Origin of the sequence: Actinomadura madurae (assembly GCF_900115095.1) — a bacterium.
In the GTDB taxonomy this organism is placed as follows: domain Bacteria; phylum Actinomycetota; class Actinomycetes; order Streptosporangiales; family Streptosporangiaceae; genus Spirillospora; species Spirillospora madurae.
Genome location: NZ_FOVH01000024.1, coordinates 101256 through 121776, shown reverse-complemented (window position 1 = coordinate 121776; position 20521 = coordinate 101256). Strand labels below are relative to the sequence as shown.

Below are 20521 nucleotides of genomic sequence, written 5' to 3'. Positions count from 1 at the left end.
GCGCCGCGCTGGCGGCCGCCCGCGGCGGTCTCCGGCCCGCTGCTGGCCGACCCGATGGCCTGGTTCGGTGCGGAGCACACCGCCCTGATGGCGGGGGTCGCCCAAGCGTGCGAGGCACGCCTGACCCAGCTCGCCTGGGACCTCGCAGGATCCACCGAGACCTACCTCAACGTGCGGGGCCTGTACGACGGCTGGCAGCGCATGCACGAACAGGCGCTCGCGCTCTGCCGCGAAACCGGCGACAAGCTCGGCGAGGCCGTGCTGATGCGCGGTCTTCTGGAGGTCACCACCTGGACGGCCCCGGCGGGCCCCGGACCCGCGATGACACGGATGAGGGACGGCGCTTCGCAGCTCCTCGACCTGTCCACCGCGCTGAATGATCCGATCGGGATCTCCGACGCCCTGGCGACCCTGGCCTGGAGCCTGACGGCCGACGGCAACGGTGGTGCCCAGGCGCTCGCCCTGGCGGAAAGCGCTCTGCGGACGGCGGCCGACGCGGATTACCTCGGCGGCCAGGCGCGGGCCTACCACGTGATGGCGATCATCCACGGCGAGGACGACCCCCAGGCGGCGCACGCGGTCCTGGAACAGGCGACGAAGGTCGCCGAGGCGCTCGGCAACGCCCACTACACCACGACGATCACCCAGTTCCTCGGCGCGGCGAAAGCGTTCTGCGGTGACATCGAGGGCGGCCGGGAACTGCTGGAACGCTCCTTGGACATGGCGCGGCGGCTGAACTACCGCTATCACGAGACGTTCTCGCTGCTCTACCTCTCGAAGCTGTTCGCCGCGACGGGCGACGAACGGGCCAGGGCGACCGCCGAACTGACGCTGGCCCACAGCGAGCACGGCAACTTCGGTCATCATCTCGCCGACGCGCTGAGCGTTCTCGGGCAGCTGGACCTGGCCGAAGGCGACCCGCCCGCCGCCATCGCCACCCTCGAACGCTCGGTCCGGGTCTGGCGGACCCGCGGCTCGATCCCCTACCTGGCACGAACGCTCAGCGTCCTCGGCGACGCCCACGACGCCGCCGGCGACCACCGCACGGCCAGGACCGTCTGGCTGGAAGCCCGCGAACTGTTCCGCGAGATCTCCCACGACGACGGCGTGAGAACACTGGACGGCCGGCTCACGCGTGAAGCGAACGGCCGACGATCCTAGGCCGGGTGCCGGGATCTACGCTTCCGCCTTGTCCTGGACCGCGCCGGCGGCGGGACCGACGCGTCCCCGGGCCGCCCACTCCTCCGGGTGCGGGCTGCGGAGGGTCAGCACGGCGACCAGGCTGACCAGGGACGCGAGGGCGACATAGCCCGCGACGGCGACGAGACCGCCGGTCGAGGTGACGAGCAGGGTGGCGACGATGGGCGCGATCGCGCCGCCGAGCACGCCGCCGATGCCGTAGGCGACCGACGCGCCGCTGTACCGGATCTCGGTGGGGAACGCCTCGCTGAGGTAGGCGCCGTACGGGCCCGTGACCACGGCGATGCACAGCGCGGCGACGATGGTCCCGATGAACAGAGCCGCGCGGGACTGGGACTCCACCAACGCGAAGTAGGGGTACGCCCAGACGATCAGGCACACGCTCCCCGAGATGAGGAGGCGCTTGCGTCCGACGCGACCGGCGAGCAGGGCCGCGAGAGGCAGGGTCGCGCTCCAGAGGAGAGCCGCCACGATCGTGACCGTGAGCATCGTCGACGCGCTGAACAACTGCGCTCGGGAGGCGTGGCTCAGCATGAAGGCGAGCAGGAGGTTCCCCAGCGTGGAGCTGCCGATGGTGATGCCGGAAGCGGGCACCCAGATCCGTGGGGCGCGCAGCACGTCGATGATCGGCGCCCGGCGCACGGTGCGCCGTCGGCGGGCGTGCTCGAACTCGGGGCTCTCGTCCAGCTTGAGCCTGATCACGAGACCGACGGCGACCAGCACGGCACTGGCCAGGAAGGGGATGCGCCATCCCCAGTCGACGAACCCCGCGTCTCCGAAGCCGAGCCGGACCAGCAGGAAGGCGAGGCTTGACAGGACGACGCCGAGCGGCAGCCCGACCTGCGGCAGCGAGCTGAACAGGGTGCGCTGGGCGGGGGTGCGGGCGTGCTCAAGGGCGAGCAGGGTCGCACCGCCCCATTCACCGCCGACGGCGAGTCCCTGGGCGAGGCGGACCAGGACGAGCACGATCGGGGCGGCGACGCCGATCGTGGCATAGGTCGGCAGCAGCCCGATGAGGGCGGTGCCGACGCCCATGATTAGGAGGGACAGCACGAGCATGCGCTTGCGTCCCACCCGGTCCCCGAAGTGGCCGATGAGCGCGCCGCCGACCGGTCGGGCGACGAAGCCGATGGCGAAGGTCGACAGCGCGGCGAGGTTGCTGGCCAGGGTCGAGGCGCTGGGGAAGAACTGCGGGGCGAAGACGAGCGTCGCCGCGAGGGCGTAGATGAAGAAGTCGTACCACTCGATGGTCGTGCCGATCAGCCCGGCCACGGCCACGCGCCAGGGACGGGTCGGCCCGCCTGAAGAACTGGGGTGGGACATGGTTGTCCTCTCGGAGATGTGATGGCCGCGCCTCGCCCCGGTCGGCGCGTCGGTCAGAGGTCGAGTACGAGCCGGGGTGTGCGAGACCGCGAGACGCAGAGCAGGATCCGGTCGCCCGCCGCCTGCTCTTCCTCGGTCAACACGGAGTCGCGGTGGTCCGGACGGCCGTCCAGCACGGCCGTCTCGCAGGTGCCGCAGGTGCCTTCCTCGCACGAGGTGAGCACGTCGACGTCCGCCTCCAGCAGCACGTCGACGATCGACCGGCCGGCGGGCACCACAAGCTCGGCCCCGGTCGAGGCGATGCGCACCGTGAACGGCGCGTCGGACCGCGAGGAGTCGATCTCCTTCGGCGAGAACCGTTCCGTTCGCAACCGCGTCCCGCGGCGCGCGCACATCGATTCGGCCGCGCGGATCAGCGGCTCCGGTCCGCAGCAGTAGACGGAGGTCTCCGGTCCCGCGTCCGCGAGCGCGGAGTCGAGGTCGATCAGACCGCACTCGTCGAAGGGGTGCAGGCGCACCCGGCTCGCGCCGATGGCCCGGAGGTCGTCGGCGTAGGCCATGGACGCCCGCGTCCTGCCGCCGTAGTGCAGTGACCAGTCGGCACCGTCCGCGGCCACCCTGCGGATCATGGTCAGCAGCGGTGTGATCCCGATCCCGCCCGCCAGGAACACGTAGCGGGTGCCCGCCTCCAGGGGGAAGTGGTTGCGGGGGCTGCTGACGGCGATCCGGTCGCCTTCATGGAGCCGCTCGTGCAGCCACGCCGATCCGCCCCGGCCGTCGTCCTGCCGCAGGACGGCGATCCTGTAGCTCGTGCGATCGCCGGGGTCACCGCACAGCGAGTACTGGCGGACGATCCCGGTCCCCGTCACGACGTCGATGTGGGCACCGGGACGCCATGACGGCAGCTCATCGCCGTCGACCGGGTGCAGTTCGAACTCGACCACGCCGAGCGCGACGGTCGTTCGCCTGCCGACGGCGAGGCGGAACTCGCTCGAACCGCTCATCCGGCGTTTTCCGGCGTGAAGGCCACGGGCAGCGCGGCGTGGGTCATCAGGGATCCGCCGACCAGCCCGGTCTCGACCGGCTCCCCGTCGAGGCGGAGGTCCGGCAGCCGGTCGAGGAGGCGGGTGAGGGTGATCCGGAGTTCGGCTCGGGCGAGGTGCTGGCCTTGGCAGACGTGGGGTCCGGCCCCGAAGCTGACGTGCCGGTTCCGGGTTCGGCGCGGGTCGAACTCCTCCGGGTCGCCGAATTCCCGCGGATCCCTGTTGGCGGCCGCGAGGTCGAGCAGGACGCGACCGCCCTCGGCGAGGTCCCGGTCGCCGACCCGGACCGGGCAGCGGAGCGTGCGCGCGAACAGCTGCAGGGGCGTGGTCAGCCGCAGGCTCTCCTCGATCACGCGCGGCAGCCCGCGCCGGTCGGCGAGGAGGCCGTCGCGCAGGCCCGGGACGGTCAGCACGTGCCGGATGAGACCGCCGAGGGCCGAGCCCGTCGAATGGTGGCCGCCGACGATGTACGCCAGCAGCAGCCCGGTGGCGCCGGCCTCGTCGATCTCCTTGCCCTGCACCACACCACCGGCCATCTCGGTGAGCATGTCGTCGCGGGGGTTCTCGCGCCGGTCGGCCAGCCAGCGCCGGGTGTGCTCGGAGAACTCCGCGAACCGTGCCGGGAACTCGTCCGTGCCCATGGCGGCGAACAGCGCCGCCGCGATGCCGCGGGCGCGCACCGCCTCGGCCTGGTCGAGGCCGATCATCCGCCCGATCACGATGGCGGGCAGCGGCTCGGTCAGCCGGCAGACCAGGTCGGCCTGGCCGGCGGTCGCGAAATCGTCGATCAGCAGGTCGACGATCTCGGTGATGACCGGTTCGAAGGCCCGCACGGCGCGCGGGGTCAGCGGACCGTCGAGGACCCTGCGCCACTGGGCGTGCTCGGGCTCGTCGAACTCCAGTGCGGGGACCGGCGGCAGCAGCCGGCTGGGCGGGATGTGCACACCGTCCGCCGAGGAGAACGACCCCGTGTCGGTCAGCGCGGCGCGGACGTCGCCGTAGCGGGTCAGGAAGTCGAATCCGCCGTGCCGGTCGCTGTGCACGACGGGGCAGGCCTCGCGCATCTCCGCGTGAGCCCGGCGGACGTCCTCGGCGGACAGGGTCCTGTCGAGGTGGTCGAAGGCGGGATCCCCGGTGGTCATGACGGCTCCTCCCCGCTCGCTCCCGAGCGTTTCGGCGATCTCCCGCAGGCGGCGGCGGTCGATCTTGCCGACCTGGCTGACCCGCGGCATCTCGGGCAGCACGACGATCCGCTCCGGCCACTTGTACTTCGCGACTTCGAGGCGTTCGAAGTGGGCGCGGACCTCCGCGAGGTCGATCTCGCGGCCGTCCCGGGTCACGACGAAGGCGCAGGCCCGCTCGCCCAGTCGTTCGTCCGGCATCGCCACCAGGGCGGCCTCGGCGATCGCGTCGTGGGAGCCGAGGAGGAGCTCGATCTCCTCGGTGTTGATCTTCTCTCCGCCGCGGCTGATCATGTTCTTGACCCGCCCCTCGACGGTGTAGCACCGGACGCCGGCGATCGTCCGCTCCGCCATGAGGTCACCGGTGCGGTAGAACCCGTCGGCGGTGAAGGCCCGCCGGTCATGCTCGGCCGCGTCGTAGTAGCCGTGCAGGGTGTACGGGCCCCGGGCGCAGAGCTCGCCCACCTCGCCGGGCGCGACCTCCTTCTCGGTCCCGGGCTCGTACAGCCGGATCTCGTCCGCGGGCGAGATCGGCACCCCGACGCTCGCCGCGCGGGCCTCGGGCGGGAAGCCGGGCGGGGTGGTGAGGCAGAGTCCCTCGCTCATCCCGAAGATCTGCCCGCCCCAGATCCCCCGCGCCTCCAGCGCCGCCATGTGCCGGCCGGGCACCTTCTTGCCGCTGAACAGCACCCGCCGCAGCGTGGTGGCGGCGGCCAGGTCCGGGTCCAGGGCCAGGTCGAAGGCGAACGGACCGAGCAGGACGTCCGTCGCCCCGTTCCGGACGACGAGGTCGAGCGCGGCCGAGGCGTCGGGAACTCCGAGGACGAGGGTCGCCCCCACGCTGTGCGGGCCTTGCAGACCGATGATGACGCCCGCGTTGTGCACGATCGGCATCATGTACGCGACGCGGTCCCCGGGCCCCCATCCCATGGCGCGGGCGAGGCTCGCACCGTAGTGCCAGTAGGGGGCCTGGAGGCACGGGATCACCTTGGGCACTCCGGTGGTGCCGCCGGAGAGCTGGAACACCGCGAGCGACTGCATGCCGAGCCCGGCCTGGATGCCCTCGACGGTCCGGCGGGCTTCGGAGCCGTCGATGTCGTCCCCCAGCCCGTCCAGTTCGACGGCCCGGGGGTCGTCGGCCCGGCCGTCCGAGACCAGGACCGTGCGCTCCACGCCGGCCGCCTCGGCCTGCCTGAAGGCGAAGCCGACGAGGTCGAAGCGGGGATCGCGGGCCGCGACCAGGTGCGCGACCGGGCGGGTCTGCCGCGCGATCTCGCCGATCTCGTGCCCGCGGTGCAGCGGCAGCGTGCACACGGGCACGAGTCCGGCCTTGAGCAGCGCGTACCAGGCGATCACGGTGTTGACGGTGTTGTGCACCTGGAGCAGGACCGCTCCGCCCGGTTCCAGCCCGAGCCGATGGAGCCCCGCGGCGCGCCGGTCGGTGACGCGGTCCAGCTCCGCGAAGGTCAGCCGGGCGTCGCCGCAGACCAGCGCGTCCCGGTCGCCGTGTTCCCGCGCCATGAGGTGCAGGTGCTCGGCGATGGTGGGCGATTCCCACAGGCCTTCGCGGACGTAGCGGGCCTGCTCCTCGGCCGGATAGAGGACGATCTTCTCGGAATGGTCGGAAGCAAGCCTCATCATGTCTCTCCTTTGCGGCGCCGGGCGTGGTCAGCGCAGGTCGCGCTCATAGCCGAGGACGACCTCTCGGTTCTCCCGCCGGAAGTCCCGGTAGGAGACCCGGCCCGTGCGCATCAGGTATTCGAGCGCGAACTTCGTGGGGTGGGTGACGGTGCGGGAAGGGAGCCCCTCGTACCAGGCGATGCTCCGCTTGGCGGCGGTCTGGAAGGCGTCCGCGACGGGCTTGCGCACCCGTTCGAACTCCTTGAGCCCGGTCTCGACGTCCCATCCCGCGCCGGCCAGCGCCTGCGTGAGGTAGACGGCGTCGCGCATCGCGAACCGGGTGCCCGACCCGATCGACGGGTGGACGGTGTGCAGGGCGTCCCCGATCAGCACGAGGTTGCGGTGGGACCACCGCGCGCAGCCGACGAACTTCGTCTGGAACCACGGGGAGTGGTCGCTCCGCAGTGGCGCGCCGTCCAGCGCGTCGGCGAAGAGCCGCTCGCACAGCTCCCGGGACTCGTCCTCGGTCATGTCGGCGAACCCGAGCCGGTCGAACGTCTCCCGGCCGACCTCGACCGTGAAGTTGCTCATGTCGGATGAGAACCGGGACGCGTGGACCATCAGCGTCCCGTACTCGCTGTTCTTGAGGATGATCGACGGCGGGTAGGGCTTGGGGGTGCCGTACCAGGCCAGCCAGTTGCCGCCGAGCTCGACGCTGGGCAGGAAATGCTCGGCGAAGCGCTCGCGGGTCCGGCTGTTGACGCCGTCGGCGCCGATCACGAGATCCCAGTCGGCCAGGTCGTCCTCGGTCACGGCCGTGTCGCGCTCGTGCTCGATCGTCACCCCGGCCGCGAGGGCGAACCTCTCCAGCGTGGCCAGGAGCGACCAGCGGGCGTTGAGGTGGCTGCGGCCGACCTGGACCGGCACGTCGACGCCGTCCAGGCTGAGGACCATCCGATCGTGGCGGGTGTCGGTGGTAAACGCCTCGATCACGTCCGGCGCGGCGGGCCGGAGCGCGTCGGCCGCGCTCTCGCTGATCGACACGCCCCAGCCGTACGTCACCCCTTGCGGGTTCCGCTCCCTGACGTGGATCGCGGCGGCCGGGACCGCTCGCTTGGCGATGATCGAGAAGAACAGGCCCGCGGGCCCGCCGCCGACCACCAGGATCCTCATCGGCCTTCCCGGGTTCACCGTCCGCCCTCCCGCCACGATGCGGCGTAGCGCGCGACGCGCTCGCCCAGTGCCGACGCCGTTCGCAGGTCGCTGTCCCGCATGCCTTCCAGACCCTGGTCCGAGTTGGACTGCGCCATGGCTCCGGCGTAGGCGCCGAGGCGGTTCAGCGCGGAGTCCGACCCGGTGCTGCGCCCGTTGCCGTCCAGCAGGCCGAGCCCGACCCAGACCATCCCGTGCTGCATGGCGAAGAGCCAGAGCTGGGTGAGGGTGTTGAGCTTGTCCCCGGAGTGGCCGCTGGAGTTGGTGAACCCCGCGGCGAGCTTGCCCTTCCAGCCCTGGTCCAGCCAGATCTTCGCGCTGGCCTCCATGAACGTCTTGAACACCGCCGAGCCGCTGCCCATGTAGGTCGGGGTGCCGAAGATCAGCGCGTCGCAGCGGTCGAGCCGGCCGGGGTCGGCGGCGACCTCCTCGGCGAAGTACAGCGCGACCTCGGCGCCCGGGACCGAGGCGGCGCCCTCTCCGACCGCCCTGGCCTGCGCGGCGGTATGGCCGTAGCCGCTGTCGTAGACGACTCCGATGGAGCCCACGTCCTTCACCTCGTTCTCTGCTGTGGTGCGGTGGCGAAACGGCCGGCCAGCCAGCGGTCGATGTGGACGGCGGCGGCGGCGTACCCCGTGGGCTCGCCCTCCGCGACGGGCTGGCCGAAGTGCTGGCCCCGGACGATGCGGCGGACCTTGTCCTGCCCGGCCAGCGCCTCGAACATGCGGGCGCTGACGGTGGGAAGCGCGGCCTGGTCGCCGCTGAACTCCAGGTAGAGCGTCGGCAGCCGCACCCCGGCCGCGCACCGCGCGAAGTCGGCGTTGGTGTGGTTCGCCGACCAGGTCGACAACCACGCGTCGGGAGTGGTCAGCCTGCCGAAGCCCACCAGACCGTAGTTGGTCAGATCCGGGCGACGGCCGAACAGCGAGCCGTAGTGCCGGTCGTTCGGATCGATCGAAGGATCGACGTAGCAGGGGTCGGCGTCGGTCCGGTAGGTGGTGATGATCCTCGGGGCGAGGCCGGTCCGCCGGTCGGCGGGATCCTTCGTGCGGGCGAAGCGGGCACGGGACCGCGAGGCCTCGGCGGCGAGCGCGACGGCGCGGGCGTCGATCCGGGCGATCCGCTCCCTCTGGGCCGCGCGGTACGCGCGGAGGAACTCCCTGTCGTAGCGGCTCGGCTCCGGCGGCTCGGCGAACCCGTTCCGCGGCGCGTACATGTCCAGCGCGGGATCCACCGACATCGGGTCCGACTCGTCCGTGACGGACGGGTCGACGCAGTGCAGCAGCACCTGTCCCTGGCCCGGGTGCGGCGCGAGAAAGATCGCGCCGTCCGGGACGGGCATCCGCGCGCCCGCGAGGCCGATCGGCCTGCCGGCGGGTGTCACGTCCAGTCGGAGCTCGGGCTCTAGGGAGGCCTGCTCGATATAGAAGGCCGACAGCGTTCCGCCGCCGGAGTGGCCGAAGGTCAGCACCGCCTCGAACCCGGCGTCGCGGAGGAACACGTGCCCCGCCGCCGCGTCCAGCAGCGCCTGCTCGTGGACCAGGGCGATGTCGTTGTTGGGCGAGCGGGTGCCTTGAGTCCAGACCGAGACGCCGCCCCGCAGGAGCAGCGGGATCATCGGATGGTGGGTCATCGATTGACGCGGGTGCATCAAGGTGACCACCGCCGCCGCGCCGACGAGGGCGTACAGCACTCCCTCGACCTTGGCGCCGTCGAAGGTGGTGAGCTGGTGCGTGCTCACCGTGACGCCGGGCGGCGCCTCCGCCGTCTGGACGTCCCGGCCCGCACCGAGCCGGTCCACCGCCAGGGGGTTCATCCCGCGCTCCCGGCGGGCTCGATCACCAGTTCCGCCCCGTCCCAACGGCTCACCCGGCCGTCCGTGACGGCGGCGACCGAGCTGTACCAGACGGCGTTGCGGCACCCCGTGGCGTCGCGCCCGATGCGGATCGGGCCGGGCGCGGTGACCTCGAAGTAGGGCCCGCGCCGCCGGACGGTCACGTCCGGATCCTTCCCGGCGACCTCGGCCAGCGGACGGAAGTCGTCGACGTCGAGGACGAACAGGGTGGTCATGCGAACGTCACCATCTCCGGCTCGGCCTCGTACCGCTCCGCGATCAGCTTCGCCTTGCGCGCGAAGAACTTCTCCAGGGAGGGCTCGGGCTCGCCCGCGACCTCCATGAGCGCGTCCACGCTGAGGCCGGCGTCCACATCGTCTTCGGGGGTGATCGCCCGCAGCGGACGGGTGATCTCCATCAGGTACCCGTTGGGGTCGGTGACGTAGATCGACTCGACCGTCTCGTGCCGCACCTGCAGCTCGCACGGCCAGTCGCTCGCGTCCAGCCGGCGCCGGTACTCCAGGAGGTCGTCCTCACCGTCGACGTGGATCGCGAGGTGCCGGGCGCGGCGGAGCAGATCGGGGATCTCGGCGTCCCGGTAGGGCTCCACTCCGAAGTAGTAGAAGAACGCCAGCCGGTCGCCGTTGCCGATGTCGAAGAAGAAGTGGATGAAGTCCGGGTGGTCCCCGGGCCCCCATCCGAGCGCGCAGGTCGCATGCACAACCGGGAAGCCGAGGACGTCCCGGTAGAAGGTGATCGTCGACCGCGGGTCAAAGGTGGGGAACGCCGCATGGTCGACGCCCCGCACCGTGTGCGCAAGCGGGTCTCGCTCCGGGGACGGCATCTGCGTACTCCTCTCGCGACGTGCTCTGTGCCGCCGAGCGTAGAGGTGATCTGGCGCACTCGTCAATATTCTGACGCTTATGTATCGTTCGATGCATGACAGTGCCCCGAGCAGCACGAAGACCGGCTCCCGCGCGCACCGCGGGAGCCGGTCGGCATCCGAAGGGCTCGGGACTAGCCGGGCGGGACGTCCCCTCGCCCGGTCTGCGCGCCGAGGAGGCGGGTCAGGTGATCGATGTCCTGCTGGAGCAGCGCCACCGCCCCGAGCGGGGTCGGCGGCGCCTCGGGAGCGCGCCCGGCCTCGCGGACCACCATCGCCACCGCGTTCGCCGCGATCTGCTCGGCCACCGGCTCGGCGGGATGGCCCGGGGACGGATGGAACCACCAGGCCACCCAGTTGCACATGCCGATGATCGACAGGGCGGTGATGCGCGCGTCGACCGGGCGGAAGCGGCCGGCCCTCACCCCCTCCTCGATGACGGCCGTGACCTCGTGCAGGACGGCCCGCCGGCCCTCAAGGTGCTTCTCCGCGATCTCCCGGGGGAGCGCCTGCTCGCTGCGGTCGAGCGTCCGGAACTGCGTCGGCTGCTCGGCGCGGCGCATGACCAGGTCGCGCACGAGCATGCGCAGCTTCTCCGTCGGGTCGAGATCGGTCCGTTGCCGGACCTCCCGCAACGAGCTCACCGCGCTCTCGGTCGTCGCCGTGACCATCGCGACGAGCAGCTCTTCCTTGCTCTTGACGTAGTTGTAGAGGTTGGGACGGCTCAGCCCGACCGCGTCCGCGACGTCCTGCAGCGTGGTCCCTTCGTAGCCGCGTTCGGCGAACAGGCGCATGGCCTGGTCGACGATCTCGCTCATCAGCAGCTTGCGCCGGGGCGCCGCGCCCCGACGGGACTCGGCGCGGCCATCGGACCGCCCCTGCGCCTGGGAACCCTCCGCCGTCACCACGTCCACCCCTCGGTCGCGAGCCGTCATGTGCGCCGTTCCAGCCTTGCGCCACCCTAGCCGCGGGCCGCGCACCCGCACGCGAAGGCCGATCTCTCGCGGGACACGCCATGACGTTGGCCGTGAGGATGCGATCACGGAATGCGGTCGGCGTCCCTTCGGCGAGCCGACTCCGGTGACGGGGTCAGAGGTCGTCGAAGCTGATCTCTCGCATCGTCCCGTCCGGGCCCGGCTCGAATATTCTGGGCTCGCCCATGTTCGCGACCACTTCGGCGTAGGCGGCTTCACGCTCGGCCTGTTCACGTCCCGTCGGGTCGGTCACCCGGAACCCGAGCACAGGGATCTCATCGCTGTCGATGTCATCGGCTTCGATGCGGCCTTCGATCACGAAACCGAACAGGGCGCGCAAAGCGTCCTCGCCCATTTCCAGCGGATGGAACGGCAGTGGATACGGGCCCTCGTCGTCGAAGACCGGGTCCGGTCCGACGGGGCGTTCTCCCGCCCAGTACGGCCGCTCGAAATCGAAGGGTTCCCCGATGTTCTCCATGATTCCGCTGTCCGGGGACAAGCTCAGCGACCGCACCAGCTTCCCGTCCTCCCAGACCGCGAACGCGAGCCAGTCGACGACCGAATGCATCCCGTGCATGACGATCCGGCGTCCCGCGCCGAGCCGCCGCAGATGTTCAGGCAGTTCCGACGGATAATCGTGGACGAGCCTGCGGTCGATGACCAATTCCGTCCCGGGCAGGGTGAGCGCGTAGGTCACGTCGTCGGGCGGATAGGTGTAGTCGAGAGTGCCGTCCTCGATCGCCTCGACCGCATACCCCGGATGAATCTTCCGGACCAGGTTCTCGGTCGCGGTCCGATCCGACTGCGATGCCCCGGCCAGTGCCGAACGAATGTCGCCTTCGGTGAAGGCGAGCAACGCCGTCTTCGCTCCCATGCCGCCCCTCACGCCTCCATGTGCAGGCACCTGCCCCTGCACGTGCCCGGTGACTCTATGGGGCGGCCCTGACATCCCGGCCGACCGATGGCTCGGGGACCCCTGAATCTCCGAAGGCCGTCTGGTGGGCGGCGGCGCAGGTGTGCGGGAGGTCGACCGGGACGACGACGCTGCCGGTGGTCGTCAGCTGGGGGGTGAACGGGATCGCGCGGACGCGGGCGGAGCGGATCTCCGCGACCTGGTCGGCCGGCAGGACGGTCCAGCTGCGCGGGTTGGAACCGACCTCGACGATGGTGTCCTGGACGGTCCCGGCGACACGGGCTTCGACCCCGGCCTTGCGCATCGCGGCCGCCACGGCCTCGGGCAGGAACTGGCCGTGGTCCCGTGACGGGATCCGCAGTTCGCCGACGGCGAGATCGGCCAGGTCGACCGCCGAGCGTCCGGCGGCGCGGTGCTGAGCGGACACGATCGCGAACAGTTGCTCCGTCCACGTCGGCAGCACCCTCAGCCCGGGCGCCGAACGCACCCCTCGGGCCAGTGCGAGATCGATCTCCCCTCGTCGCACGGAGTCCAGACGAGCCGAAAGTGGCAGGTCGACCAGCTCGACGTCGACGCCGAGCGCCGAGGGGTGCTCGCGCAGCGCGTCGATCCCGCGTTCCAGGCGGGCGGTGAACCCGGCGGCGGTGCCGATGCGCATGATGCCCGCCGGCGCGCCGGCGGCGGCCTTGACCCGATCCGCGGCGGCGAGCGCCTCACGCGCCGCGGCGAGCACCCGGTGGCCCGCGGCGGTGAGCCGGACCGGGCGCGGTGAGCGGTCCAGCAACCGGACTCCCAGTTCCCGTTCCAGTTGAGCGATCCGCCTGCTGACCGCGGGCTGGGCGATGTGCAGCCGCTCGGCGGCCCGGCCGAAGTGCAGTTCGTCCGCGACCGCGACGAAGTAGCGCAGTGCGCGCAGTTCCACGGAGCCGCCCCCTGTTCTGCGACGATGCCTTCAGGTTATCGAGCGCGTCCGAACTGGTTCTGGTCTCCGTTGGGGTGTGCCGCTGAGATCGGAACATGGACATCGACCTGGGGCTGCTCGGCGCCCACCTGCGCGAGCACGAGGTGAGCCCGGAGAGCGCAATGGACGTGGAAAGGGCCGGCTACGGCACGCTTTGGCTGGACGCATCGCCACCGGCCGACCTCGCCTTCGCGGAGAAGCTGCTGGACGCCACGACCCGGCTGGTGGTCGGCACGAGCGTGGTCAACGTGTGGACAGCTGACGCCGAGATCGTCGCCGCCTCTTACCACCGGATCGTCGCCAGGCATCCCGGCCGGTTCGTTCTCGGCATCGGGATCGGGCACCGCGAGGTCCACGCCGAGTGGGCGTCGCCCTATGACACCCTCGTGTCCTACCTGGATCGACTGGCGCTGGGCGGTGTCCCGGCCGAGCGCGTGGTGCTGGCAGCCCTCGGTCCGAGAATGACGCGGCTGGCCCGCGACCGCACCGCGGGCACCCTCCCCTGCATGGTCACGCCCGAGCACACCCGGTGGGCAAGGGAGGTCCTCGGCGCGGGCAGGCTGGTACTCCCCGGCCACTTCGCGCTGCCGGAGCCCGACGCCGAACGGGCCCGCGCCGTCGCCCGGGCCGCACCGCCCGGGCAGGCGTTGCAGGTCACCAACTACGCGAGCAACCTCCGACGCCTGGGCTTCACCGACGCGGACCTCTCCGGCACCGGTAGCGACCGCCTCACCGACGCGCTGGTCGCCCACGGCGGCCCGGCCGACCTCGCGCGCGGCCTGATCGCGCACCTCGACGCCGGCGCGGACCAGGTCGGCGTCTACCCCCTCGGCGACGACCCCGTCGCCACCCTCCGAGCGGCCGCCGACGCCGTGCTGGGGACCCGTGGGTGATCGGGCGTTGACAAGCCCTGCGGGGCTTCTGTGACCTGTATCCATGCGCTTCGGAACCAGGCAGCCGCTCATCTTCCCGATCGGCCACTCCATGGGTGAGGTCGGGGACGGCCCGGAGCGAGCACACGTCATCCGGCGGGGCGGCGACCTGGTCGAGGTGGATCGCCGCCGGTTCGAACTGTGGAGACTGGCGCGGGGGAAGAAGGGCGAAGAGCCCGGCCGGCGGGGGTGGACCCGCCGGGTGGTGGAGCGGGAGGCCCGCCGGCTCGGTGTCGCCGACCCCGCGGCGATCGTGGACGGGCTGGTCGCCGACGGCCTGATCGCCGAACTGGTCCCCGACCGGAAGGCGGCCCATCGGTTCGCCCTCGCCTACCATCTGCACCCCTTGATGCTCGGTCTGGGGAACACGAGGCTCGAACCGTGGCTCTACGGCATCGGGTTCGGCGAGGAGCCGGTGCTGCGGGTCCGGCGCGACCTGTTCAGCATCTGGGAATGGGCACCCGGCGACGACAACCTCTGGAAGGCCTGCCAGGCGTACGCGGACGTGGAGGTCACGGCAGGTGGAACGGACCGCGACCACACCGACCCGCGGCGGGTGCTCATGCGCTTGGTGAAGTCACTGCACCTGTTCACCTCGGCCTCGGCCGCGTACCTCGATGTAGCGCGACGCTCCGGGGCTTCGTGACGCCTAACCTTGTCCGCATGATCGAACCGAGCCGGGACGGGGTCGCGCTCATCTTCCCGGTGGGCCATGAGATGGGCCTCACGTATGTCGCGCGCCCGGCTCCCAACGCCTACCTTGAGCGCGAGTACGAAACTCCGGTCTCGGGCATCGGCGACGGGATGGCCCTGCCCGACCCTCGTCCGCTTCGCGCGGTGGTCGAGCCGAAGGGTCACCGAGTACGGATCGCCGACCGGTCGGTGAGGCTGTCTGACGAGGAGGTCGCGATCTGGCGGCTGACCCATGGCGCGGCGGACGGCACCGAGAGCCGGCCGTTGACTCGGACGATGCTGGACGAGCAGGCCCGTGCCGACGGCCATCGCGAGCCTGACCGGCTGATCGACCGCCTCCTCGAACGAGGCGCTCTCGTCGAGGCGTCGCCGGGGACGGCCGACGCCGTCGCGTTCGCACGCCGGCACCGGCTGCGCCCGCTGATGGTCGGCTTCGGCAACACCGCGGAGGAGCCGTCCAGCTTCGGTGTCGGCTATGCCGACCAGCCCGTGGTGCGGCTCCCGCGCGACCTGTACCTGGTGTGGCAGTGGAGCGATCTCTCCGATCTCTGGGCCACCTGCGAGCGCCTGGCGGGCGCCGCCGCCGAGCCGGATTCGTCCCCCTCAAGCGCCCCCGAAGGTGTGGTGACTCGGGTACTGGGCGCCTTGCATTTCCTGCTCGCGCATCACGTCGTGTACCTGGACAGGGTCAGCGGCAGCTAGACCCTGGGTCTGGACCGCACGCCGGATGTGTGGTGAGCTGCGAAAACCCCTTATCAGCACATCCCGGTCAGCGGACAAGATCACTGATTTCGGCTCAAGGACATCAGGAGTGGCTGATGACTGCTCTGTCGATTCTCCCGGATGCCCCGCAGGAGACCGATGCCGCCTTCCTGCGCCGCCTCCTGGCTGCGAACGACGCGACGCAGGCCCTGCAGATCGCCGTGGACCACGTCGTGGAGGCCCTCGGCTGCGCCGTGTCCTGGGCGGGGCTGATCGAGGGCGAGTACCTGGTGATGGGCGCGCACGCCGGCCTGATCTCGACCGAGATGTCGTCGGCGTGGCGGCTGAAGGTCGGGGAGGGTATCGGCGGCCGGGTGGCGGCGGAGCGCAGGCCGTACATGAGCCGCGACTACCGGCACGACTCGCGGCGCGTGCCGTTGATGAAGCGGCTGATCGACAACGAGGGGATCCAGGCGACGCTCGTGGTTCCGCTGCTGATGGGCGACGAGGCGCTCGGCGTTCTGTACGCCGCCCAGCGGCGCCCCTATCCGTGGGCCGAGGCGGAGCAGCAGGTGCTCGACCGGATCGGCCAGGACCTGGCGATCCGGTTGCGGCAGCTCGACGTCGACGGCCGGCGCGAGGAGCGGGTGCGGGTCGCCGAACTGAAGTACGAGCGGACGCTCGGCGCGCAGCGCGAATGCGCGGTGCTCGCGGGCAGTCTCGCCGCGCAGGAGGACTCCGGCGCTGCGCTGGACCTTCTGGCTCTCAAGGTGGGCGGGCTGGTCGAGCTGCGGAACCGTGACGGCCGGCTGCTCCGCTCGGCGGGGGACGTCGGGGACGGCAACCCCAGGGTGGTCTGGAGGCGCGAGCTCCAGGGAACCGGCGGCCTGACCATGTCCGTCGTCGACGTCGTGGATCTCGACGAGGTCGCCGCCGCGACCGTCGAGCTCGCGACCGGCCTGTTCCGCCTGCAGTTCCTCCGCCTGCGGGAGCACGAGCGGACCGTCGAGCAGCTCCACGGGGAGATGCTCGACCAGCTCCTGACCGGACGCATCGCCGACCCCGACTCGTTCAGGCAGCGGCTCCTCACCATGGGGTTCTCCGCCGACGAGGGGCAGGTCGTCGTGATCGGCAGCAAGCGCGGCGACGTCGGACGCGACTCACAGCTCGCCGACGTCCTCGCCGGCGCCTTCGCCGGGTGCACGACCGGGGTGCGTTCGGGACGGCTGGTGGCGCTGGTGGAGCCCGGTCCCGACGTTCGCGCCCGGCTGGAATCGGTGCTGGCGCGCGTCCCGTACCGCGATCTGGTCGCCGGCTTGGGCCGCCCCTGCCAGGACCTCGGTGATTACGCGATGTCGTACGACCAGGCGCGGGCCGCGTGCGAACTCGGGCTGCGCGGCACGGGCAGGTCCCCGGTTCTGACCGCGCACGACCTCGGGATCGTCCCACTGGCGAGCGTCCCGCTCGGGCATCTGCGCACGATGGTCCGGGACACTCTCGGACCGCTGCTGGACGCGGACGACCAGCGCGGAACCGACCTGGTGGAGACGTTGCACGCCTACCTGAGCAACGACCGCCACCTCCCCGCCACGGCCTCGGCTCTGCACGTGCACTACAACACGGTGCGCAACCGGATCGCGCGTGTCGAGGAACTGCTCGACGTCGACGTCCGTGACGTCGAGCACCGGTACCGGCTGGAGACCGCGCTCCGGATGCACGCGCTCACCCGCGCGTTCTCCGAGGTCGACGAGGATGTCACGGCGTGACAGGGGCGCGCTGAATTGATGGCGCGGCAAGCCCTGGAGTGATGCGGGTCACTCTCGGCACGGTGAAACCCCACCGACCGAGAGGACGCCATGAAGCTCATCACGTTCACGGCCGACGGCCAGGTCCACGTCGGCGCGATCGACGGTTCGGGCGCGTATGCGATCAGCCTGACGTCCGCCTCGAAGGGCGACCCGCGCTTCGCCTCGATGCTCGATCTCATCCGCGGCGGCGAGCCGGCCCTGTCCGACGCGGCCGAGCTGGTCGAGCTGCACCCGGTGGACGCCGCCTTCGACCTGGAGACGGTGACGCTGAAGGCACCGTTGCCGAATCCCGTGCGCCTGCGTGACTGCTCGCTGTTCATCGAGCATCTGCAGCCCGCGTTCCGCGGGATGGCGCGCAAGCTCGCCTCCACGGCGGACGACCCCGAGGCGGAGTACGAGCGGCTGGTGGCGACGGGCCGGTACGACACGCCCGAGGTGTTCTCCCAGCAGGTCATCTACTACAACGCCGACCACACCGCGATCAGCGGGCCGGGCGACCTCATCGTCGCCCCGCGGGAGACGCGCCAGCTCGACTACGAGCTGGAGTTCGCCGCCGTCATCGGCCGGACCGGCCGGGACATCGGCGCGGAGGACGCCGCCGAAGCGATCTTCGGCTACACGATCTTCAACGACTGGAGCTGCCGGGACCTGCAGTCGACCGCGATGGGCTCCCAGCTCGGCCCGTCGCGCGGCAAGGACTTCGACGGCTCCAACACCCTCGGCCCGTGCATCGTCACCGCGGACGAGATCACCTCGCCCTACGACCTGGAACTGACCGCCCGGGTCAACGGGGAGATGTGGTCCCACGGGTCCAGCTCGACGATGCACCACTCCTTCGAGGAGGCCGTGGCGCACTTCAGCCTCGGCCGCACCGTCCACGCCGGCGAGGTCCTCGGCACGGGCACGGTCATGAGCGGCAGCCCGGTCGAGATCGGCAAGGAGCTCAAGGACGGCGACGAGATCGAGCTCGAGGTCTCCGGCATCGGCGTCCTGCGCAACCGTGTCCAACTCCCCTACTGAGGTCAGGAAGGCAACCACCATGACCACACTCGTCGACCTGTCCCGGACGCTCGATCCGGCCAACCGCGAGCTCGTCCCCGAGGCGTACAAGGCGCTGGAGACCGTCCTCGCACCGAAGATCCACTACCTCCGCCCCGGCGGCGAGGGCAGGGACCGGATGACCGACATCTTCGGCTGCCCGCCCGAGCACCTGCCGAACCAGGAGGGCTGGGGCGAGGACTGGCTCACGGAGATGAACACCCACTGCGGCACCCACGTCGACGCGCCGCTCCACAGCGGCAGCCTCATCGAGGGCAAGCCGGCGCGCACCATCAGCGACATCGATCTGTCGGAGCTGTACCGGCCGGGCATGGTGCTCGACGTACGGCCCTGGGCCAGGCCCGGCGAGGCCATCCCGATCGAGGCGCTGGAGCAGGCGATCGCCGCGACGGGCCGCGAGGTCCGGCAGGGCGACGCGCTGCTGCTGCGCACCGGCCAGGAGCGCTACCAGCCGAAGGACCCCGAGTTCTTCAACTACCCGGGCATGAGCGGCGACGGCACGCGATACCTGACGGGCCTGGGAGCGACCGTGCTCGGCACCGACGCCATGGCGTGGGACCGCCCCTTCCCGGTGATGAAGGCGGCCTACGAGAAGACCGGCGACCCCAGGGAACTGTGGGACGGGCACTTCGCCATCGCCGACAAGGAGGCGTTCATCATCCAGCAGCTGGACAACCTCGCCGCCCTGCCGCCGGCCGGGTTCGAGGTCGGCTTCTTCCCGATCAAGCTGCCCAGGACCAGCGCCTCACCCTGCCGGGTTGTCGCTTTCCTCAACGACTGAACAGGGGAACGAGCATGTCCATCCACCCCAGGCGCGGCGCCGGAATAGCCGCTGTCACGGCGGCCCTCATGGTGATAACGGCATGTGGCGGCGTCAAGGACGCCTCCCAGAACCGGGACGCGACGGCCGGCCTGGCCGACGCCAAGCTGGTCGCCCCCTTCGCAGGCATGGAGTGCAAGGAAGGCACCAAGCCGACCGGGAAGCCGATCGTGGTCGGCGCGTCCCTGAGCCTCACGGGCGCGCTGGCGCCGACCGGCCTCGTCCACGAGCAGGTCGGGGAGATCGTGGCCGAGTGGGTCGGCGAGTGCGGCGGCATCGACGGCCGCCCGATCCAGTGGAAGGTGCTCGACGACCAGTCGACCCCGGCCCAGGTCACGTCGAACTACTCGCGGCTCATCGGCGACAAGGTCGACCTCGTCATGGGCCCCTACGGCGGCGCCGCGACGCTCGCCGGCGCCGGTCCGGTCACCAAGGCCGGCTACGCGTACCCGACCGCGACGAACGGGGCGCCCGACAAGCTCATCGGGGAGAACCACTTCCCGAGCTGGCAGATCGGCGGCGGCGTCTCCGACCCGTCGCAGATGTTCGACGCGCAGGCGAAGACGCTGGTCGAGGCGCTCAAGTCCAGCGGCCACGCACCGAAGTCGATGTTCCTCGCGACGGCCAAGTTCCCCACGACCCTCAGCTACACCGCCGCGATCGAGAAGGCGTTCAAGGCCGCCGGCGTCAAGATCGCCGGGTCGGTCCAGTACGACATGGGCACGACGGACTTCAGCTCCATCGCCACCCGGATCTCCAGCCAGCGACCGGACCTGGTCTACCTCGGCTCGCTCGGCGCGGACGTGACCAACATCTACCAGGCGTTCGACACGATCGGGTACAAGCCGAAGACCGTGTACGCCGCCCTGCCGTCACCGGCCTCGATCGCGGGCCTCGGGGACAAGGCCGAGGGGATGCTGCTCTCCTCGATCTACGAGAACCACGCGCCGCTCGGCGACACCGACATCGCGCGGTACTTCGCCAAGAGCTTCAGCGAGGCGGCCAAGGCGAAGAAGCTCTTCCCGCTGGTCGAGACCCAGGCGGCCGCCGGATTCGCCGCCTGGCAGATCCTGCTGACCGCCGTCGGCGAGGTGGGCGTCGACAACAAGAAGATCATCGCCTGGCTCAACGACAACAAGGTCGACACGATCGTCGGCCGGCTGTCGTTCGACGGCTACAACAACTACGGCGCCGACCTCAACCGGGTGACGCAGATCCAGGACGGCAAGCGCGTCCTCGTCTGGCCGAAGGACATCGCGGGAGCCGAGATCCGGTACGAGCCCTGACCGTCCCGCTCGCCTGAGCATGCCATGCGGGTGCGGTGGGCCCACGCGGCCCGCCGCACCCGCGCTACCCGGAAGGA

The 20521-nt window shown here is 71.0% G+C and carries 19 protein-coding genes; 8 read left to right on the top strand and 11 right to left on the bottom strand.

Going from position 1 to position 20521, the window contains the following annotated elements; translation table 11 throughout:
* A partial coding sequence (locus BM339_RS42640; protein WP_143118824.1) for a tetratricopeptide repeat protein occupies window positions 1-1161 on the top strand: 1161 nt, incomplete at its 5' end.
* 15 nt (window positions 1162-1176) lie between these two features.
* On the opposite strand, the gene BM339_RS42635 is transcribed toward BM339_RS42640, so the two are convergent.
* The 11 genes from BM339_RS42635 to BM339_RS42580 form a co-directional block, all read right to left on the bottom strand.
* Window positions 1177-2523, bottom strand: a complete 1347-nt coding sequence (locus BM339_RS42635; RefSeq protein WP_075024531.1) for an MFS transporter — start codon at window positions 2521-2523, stop codon at window positions 1177-1179.
* 53 nt (window positions 2524-2576) lie between these two features.
* Window positions 2577-3527, bottom strand: coding sequence for a PDR/VanB family oxidoreductase (locus tag BM339_RS42630; RefSeq protein ID WP_021591147.1), 951 nt, complete (start codon window positions 3525-3527; stop codon window positions 2577-2579).
* Window positions 3524-6385: a cytochrome P450 gene (locus BM339_RS50985; RefSeq protein ID WP_218163905.1), complete on the bottom strand. Its 2862-nt coding sequence runs from the start codon at window positions 6383-6385 to the stop codon at window positions 3524-3526. The genes BM339_RS42630 and BM339_RS50985 overlap by 4 nt, the downstream gene beginning before the upstream one ends.
* Before the next feature lie 30 nt (window positions 6386-6415).
* Window positions 6416-7540, bottom strand: a complete 1125-nt coding sequence (locus BM339_RS42615; RefSeq protein WP_075024530.1) for an FAD-dependent monooxygenase — start codon at window positions 7538-7540, stop codon at window positions 6416-6418.
* Window positions 7541-7554: 14 nt separating this feature from the next.
* The gene (locus tag BM339_RS42610) at window positions 7555-8127 is read right to left on the bottom strand and encodes a flavodoxin family protein (protein WP_024934388.1); all 573 of its coding nucleotides are present in this window, start codon (window positions 8125-8127) and stop codon (window positions 7555-7557) included.
* Window positions 8128-8132: 5 nt separating this feature from the next.
* Window positions 8133-9395, bottom strand: coding sequence for a hypothetical protein (locus BM339_RS42605; protein WP_021591151.1), 1263 nt, complete (start codon window positions 9393-9395; stop codon window positions 8133-8135).
* Window positions 9392-9649, bottom strand: a complete 258-nt coding sequence (locus tag BM339_RS42600) for a hypothetical protein (RefSeq protein ID WP_075024529.1) — start codon at window positions 9647-9649, stop codon at window positions 9392-9394. Before BM339_RS42600 ends, BM339_RS42605 begins: the two co-directional genes overlap by 4 nt.
* On the bottom strand, window positions 9646-10257 hold the full coding sequence (locus BM339_RS42595) for a VOC family protein (RefSeq protein ID WP_021591153.1): 612 nt from the start codon (window positions 10255-10257) through the stop codon (window positions 9646-9648). Before BM339_RS42595 ends, BM339_RS42600 begins: the two co-directional genes overlap by 4 nt.
* Before the next feature lie 173 nt (window positions 10258-10430).
* Window positions 10431-11231, bottom strand: a complete 801-nt coding sequence (locus BM339_RS42590; RefSeq protein WP_075024528.1) for a TetR/AcrR family transcriptional regulator — start codon at window positions 11229-11231, stop codon at window positions 10431-10433.
* A 154-nt stretch (window positions 11232-11385) separates the two neighbouring features.
* On the bottom strand, window positions 11386-12144 hold the full coding sequence (locus tag BM339_RS42585; RefSeq protein ID WP_075024527.1) for a DUF6928 family protein: 759 nt from the start codon (window positions 12142-12144) through the stop codon (window positions 11386-11388).
* A 55-nt stretch (window positions 12145-12199) separates the two neighbouring features.
* Window positions 12200-13105, bottom strand: coding sequence for a LysR family transcriptional regulator (locus tag BM339_RS42580; RefSeq protein WP_021591156.1), 906 nt, complete (start codon window positions 13103-13105; stop codon window positions 12200-12202).
* Window positions 13106-13200: 95 nt separating this feature from the next.
* Here BM339_RS42580 and BM339_RS42575 point away from each other — a divergent pair, with 95 nt between their 5' ends.
* The 7 genes from BM339_RS42575 to BM339_RS42545 all read left to right on the top strand — a co-directional run bounded on the left by BM339_RS42575 (window position 13201) and on the right by BM339_RS42545 (window position 20444).
* Entirely contained in the window at window positions 13201-14037 is an 837-nt protein-coding gene (locus BM339_RS42575) for a TIGR03620 family F420-dependent LLM class oxidoreductase (RefSeq protein ID WP_075024526.1), read from the top strand.
* A gap of 43 nt (window positions 14038-14080) precedes the next feature.
* A complete protein-coding gene (locus BM339_RS49295; protein WP_075024525.1) occupies window positions 14081-14722 on the top strand; it encodes a hypothetical protein in 642 nt (213 codons plus the stop codon).
* Window positions 14723-14739: 17 nt separating this feature from the next.
* Window positions 14740-15471: a hypothetical protein gene (locus BM339_RS49290; protein WP_075024524.1), complete on the top strand. Its 732-nt coding sequence runs from the start codon at window positions 14740-14742 to the stop codon at window positions 15469-15471.
* Between the two features lie 116 nt (window positions 15472-15587).
* Complete coding sequence (locus tag BM339_RS42560) at window positions 15588-17237, top strand: helix-turn-helix domain-containing protein (RefSeq protein ID WP_075024523.1); 1650 nt, start codon at window positions 15588-15590, stop codon at window positions 17235-17237.
* Between the two features lie 90 nt (window positions 17238-17327).
* Window positions 17328-18299: a fumarylacetoacetate hydrolase family protein gene (locus tag BM339_RS42555; RefSeq protein WP_075024522.1), complete on the top strand. Its 972-nt coding sequence runs from the start codon at window positions 17328-17330 to the stop codon at window positions 18297-18299.
* Between the two features lie 19 nt (window positions 18300-18318).
* Entirely contained in the window at window positions 18319-19119 is an 801-nt protein-coding gene (locus BM339_RS42550; protein WP_075024521.1) for a cyclase family protein, read from the top strand.
* Between the two features lie 14 nt (window positions 19120-19133).
* Window positions 19134-20444 (top strand): ABC transporter substrate-binding protein, encoded by a 1311-nt coding sequence (locus BM339_RS42545; RefSeq protein ID WP_083598490.1) that lies wholly within the window; start codon window positions 19134-19136, stop codon window positions 20442-20444.
* Window positions 20445-20521: the final 77 nt, after the last annotated feature.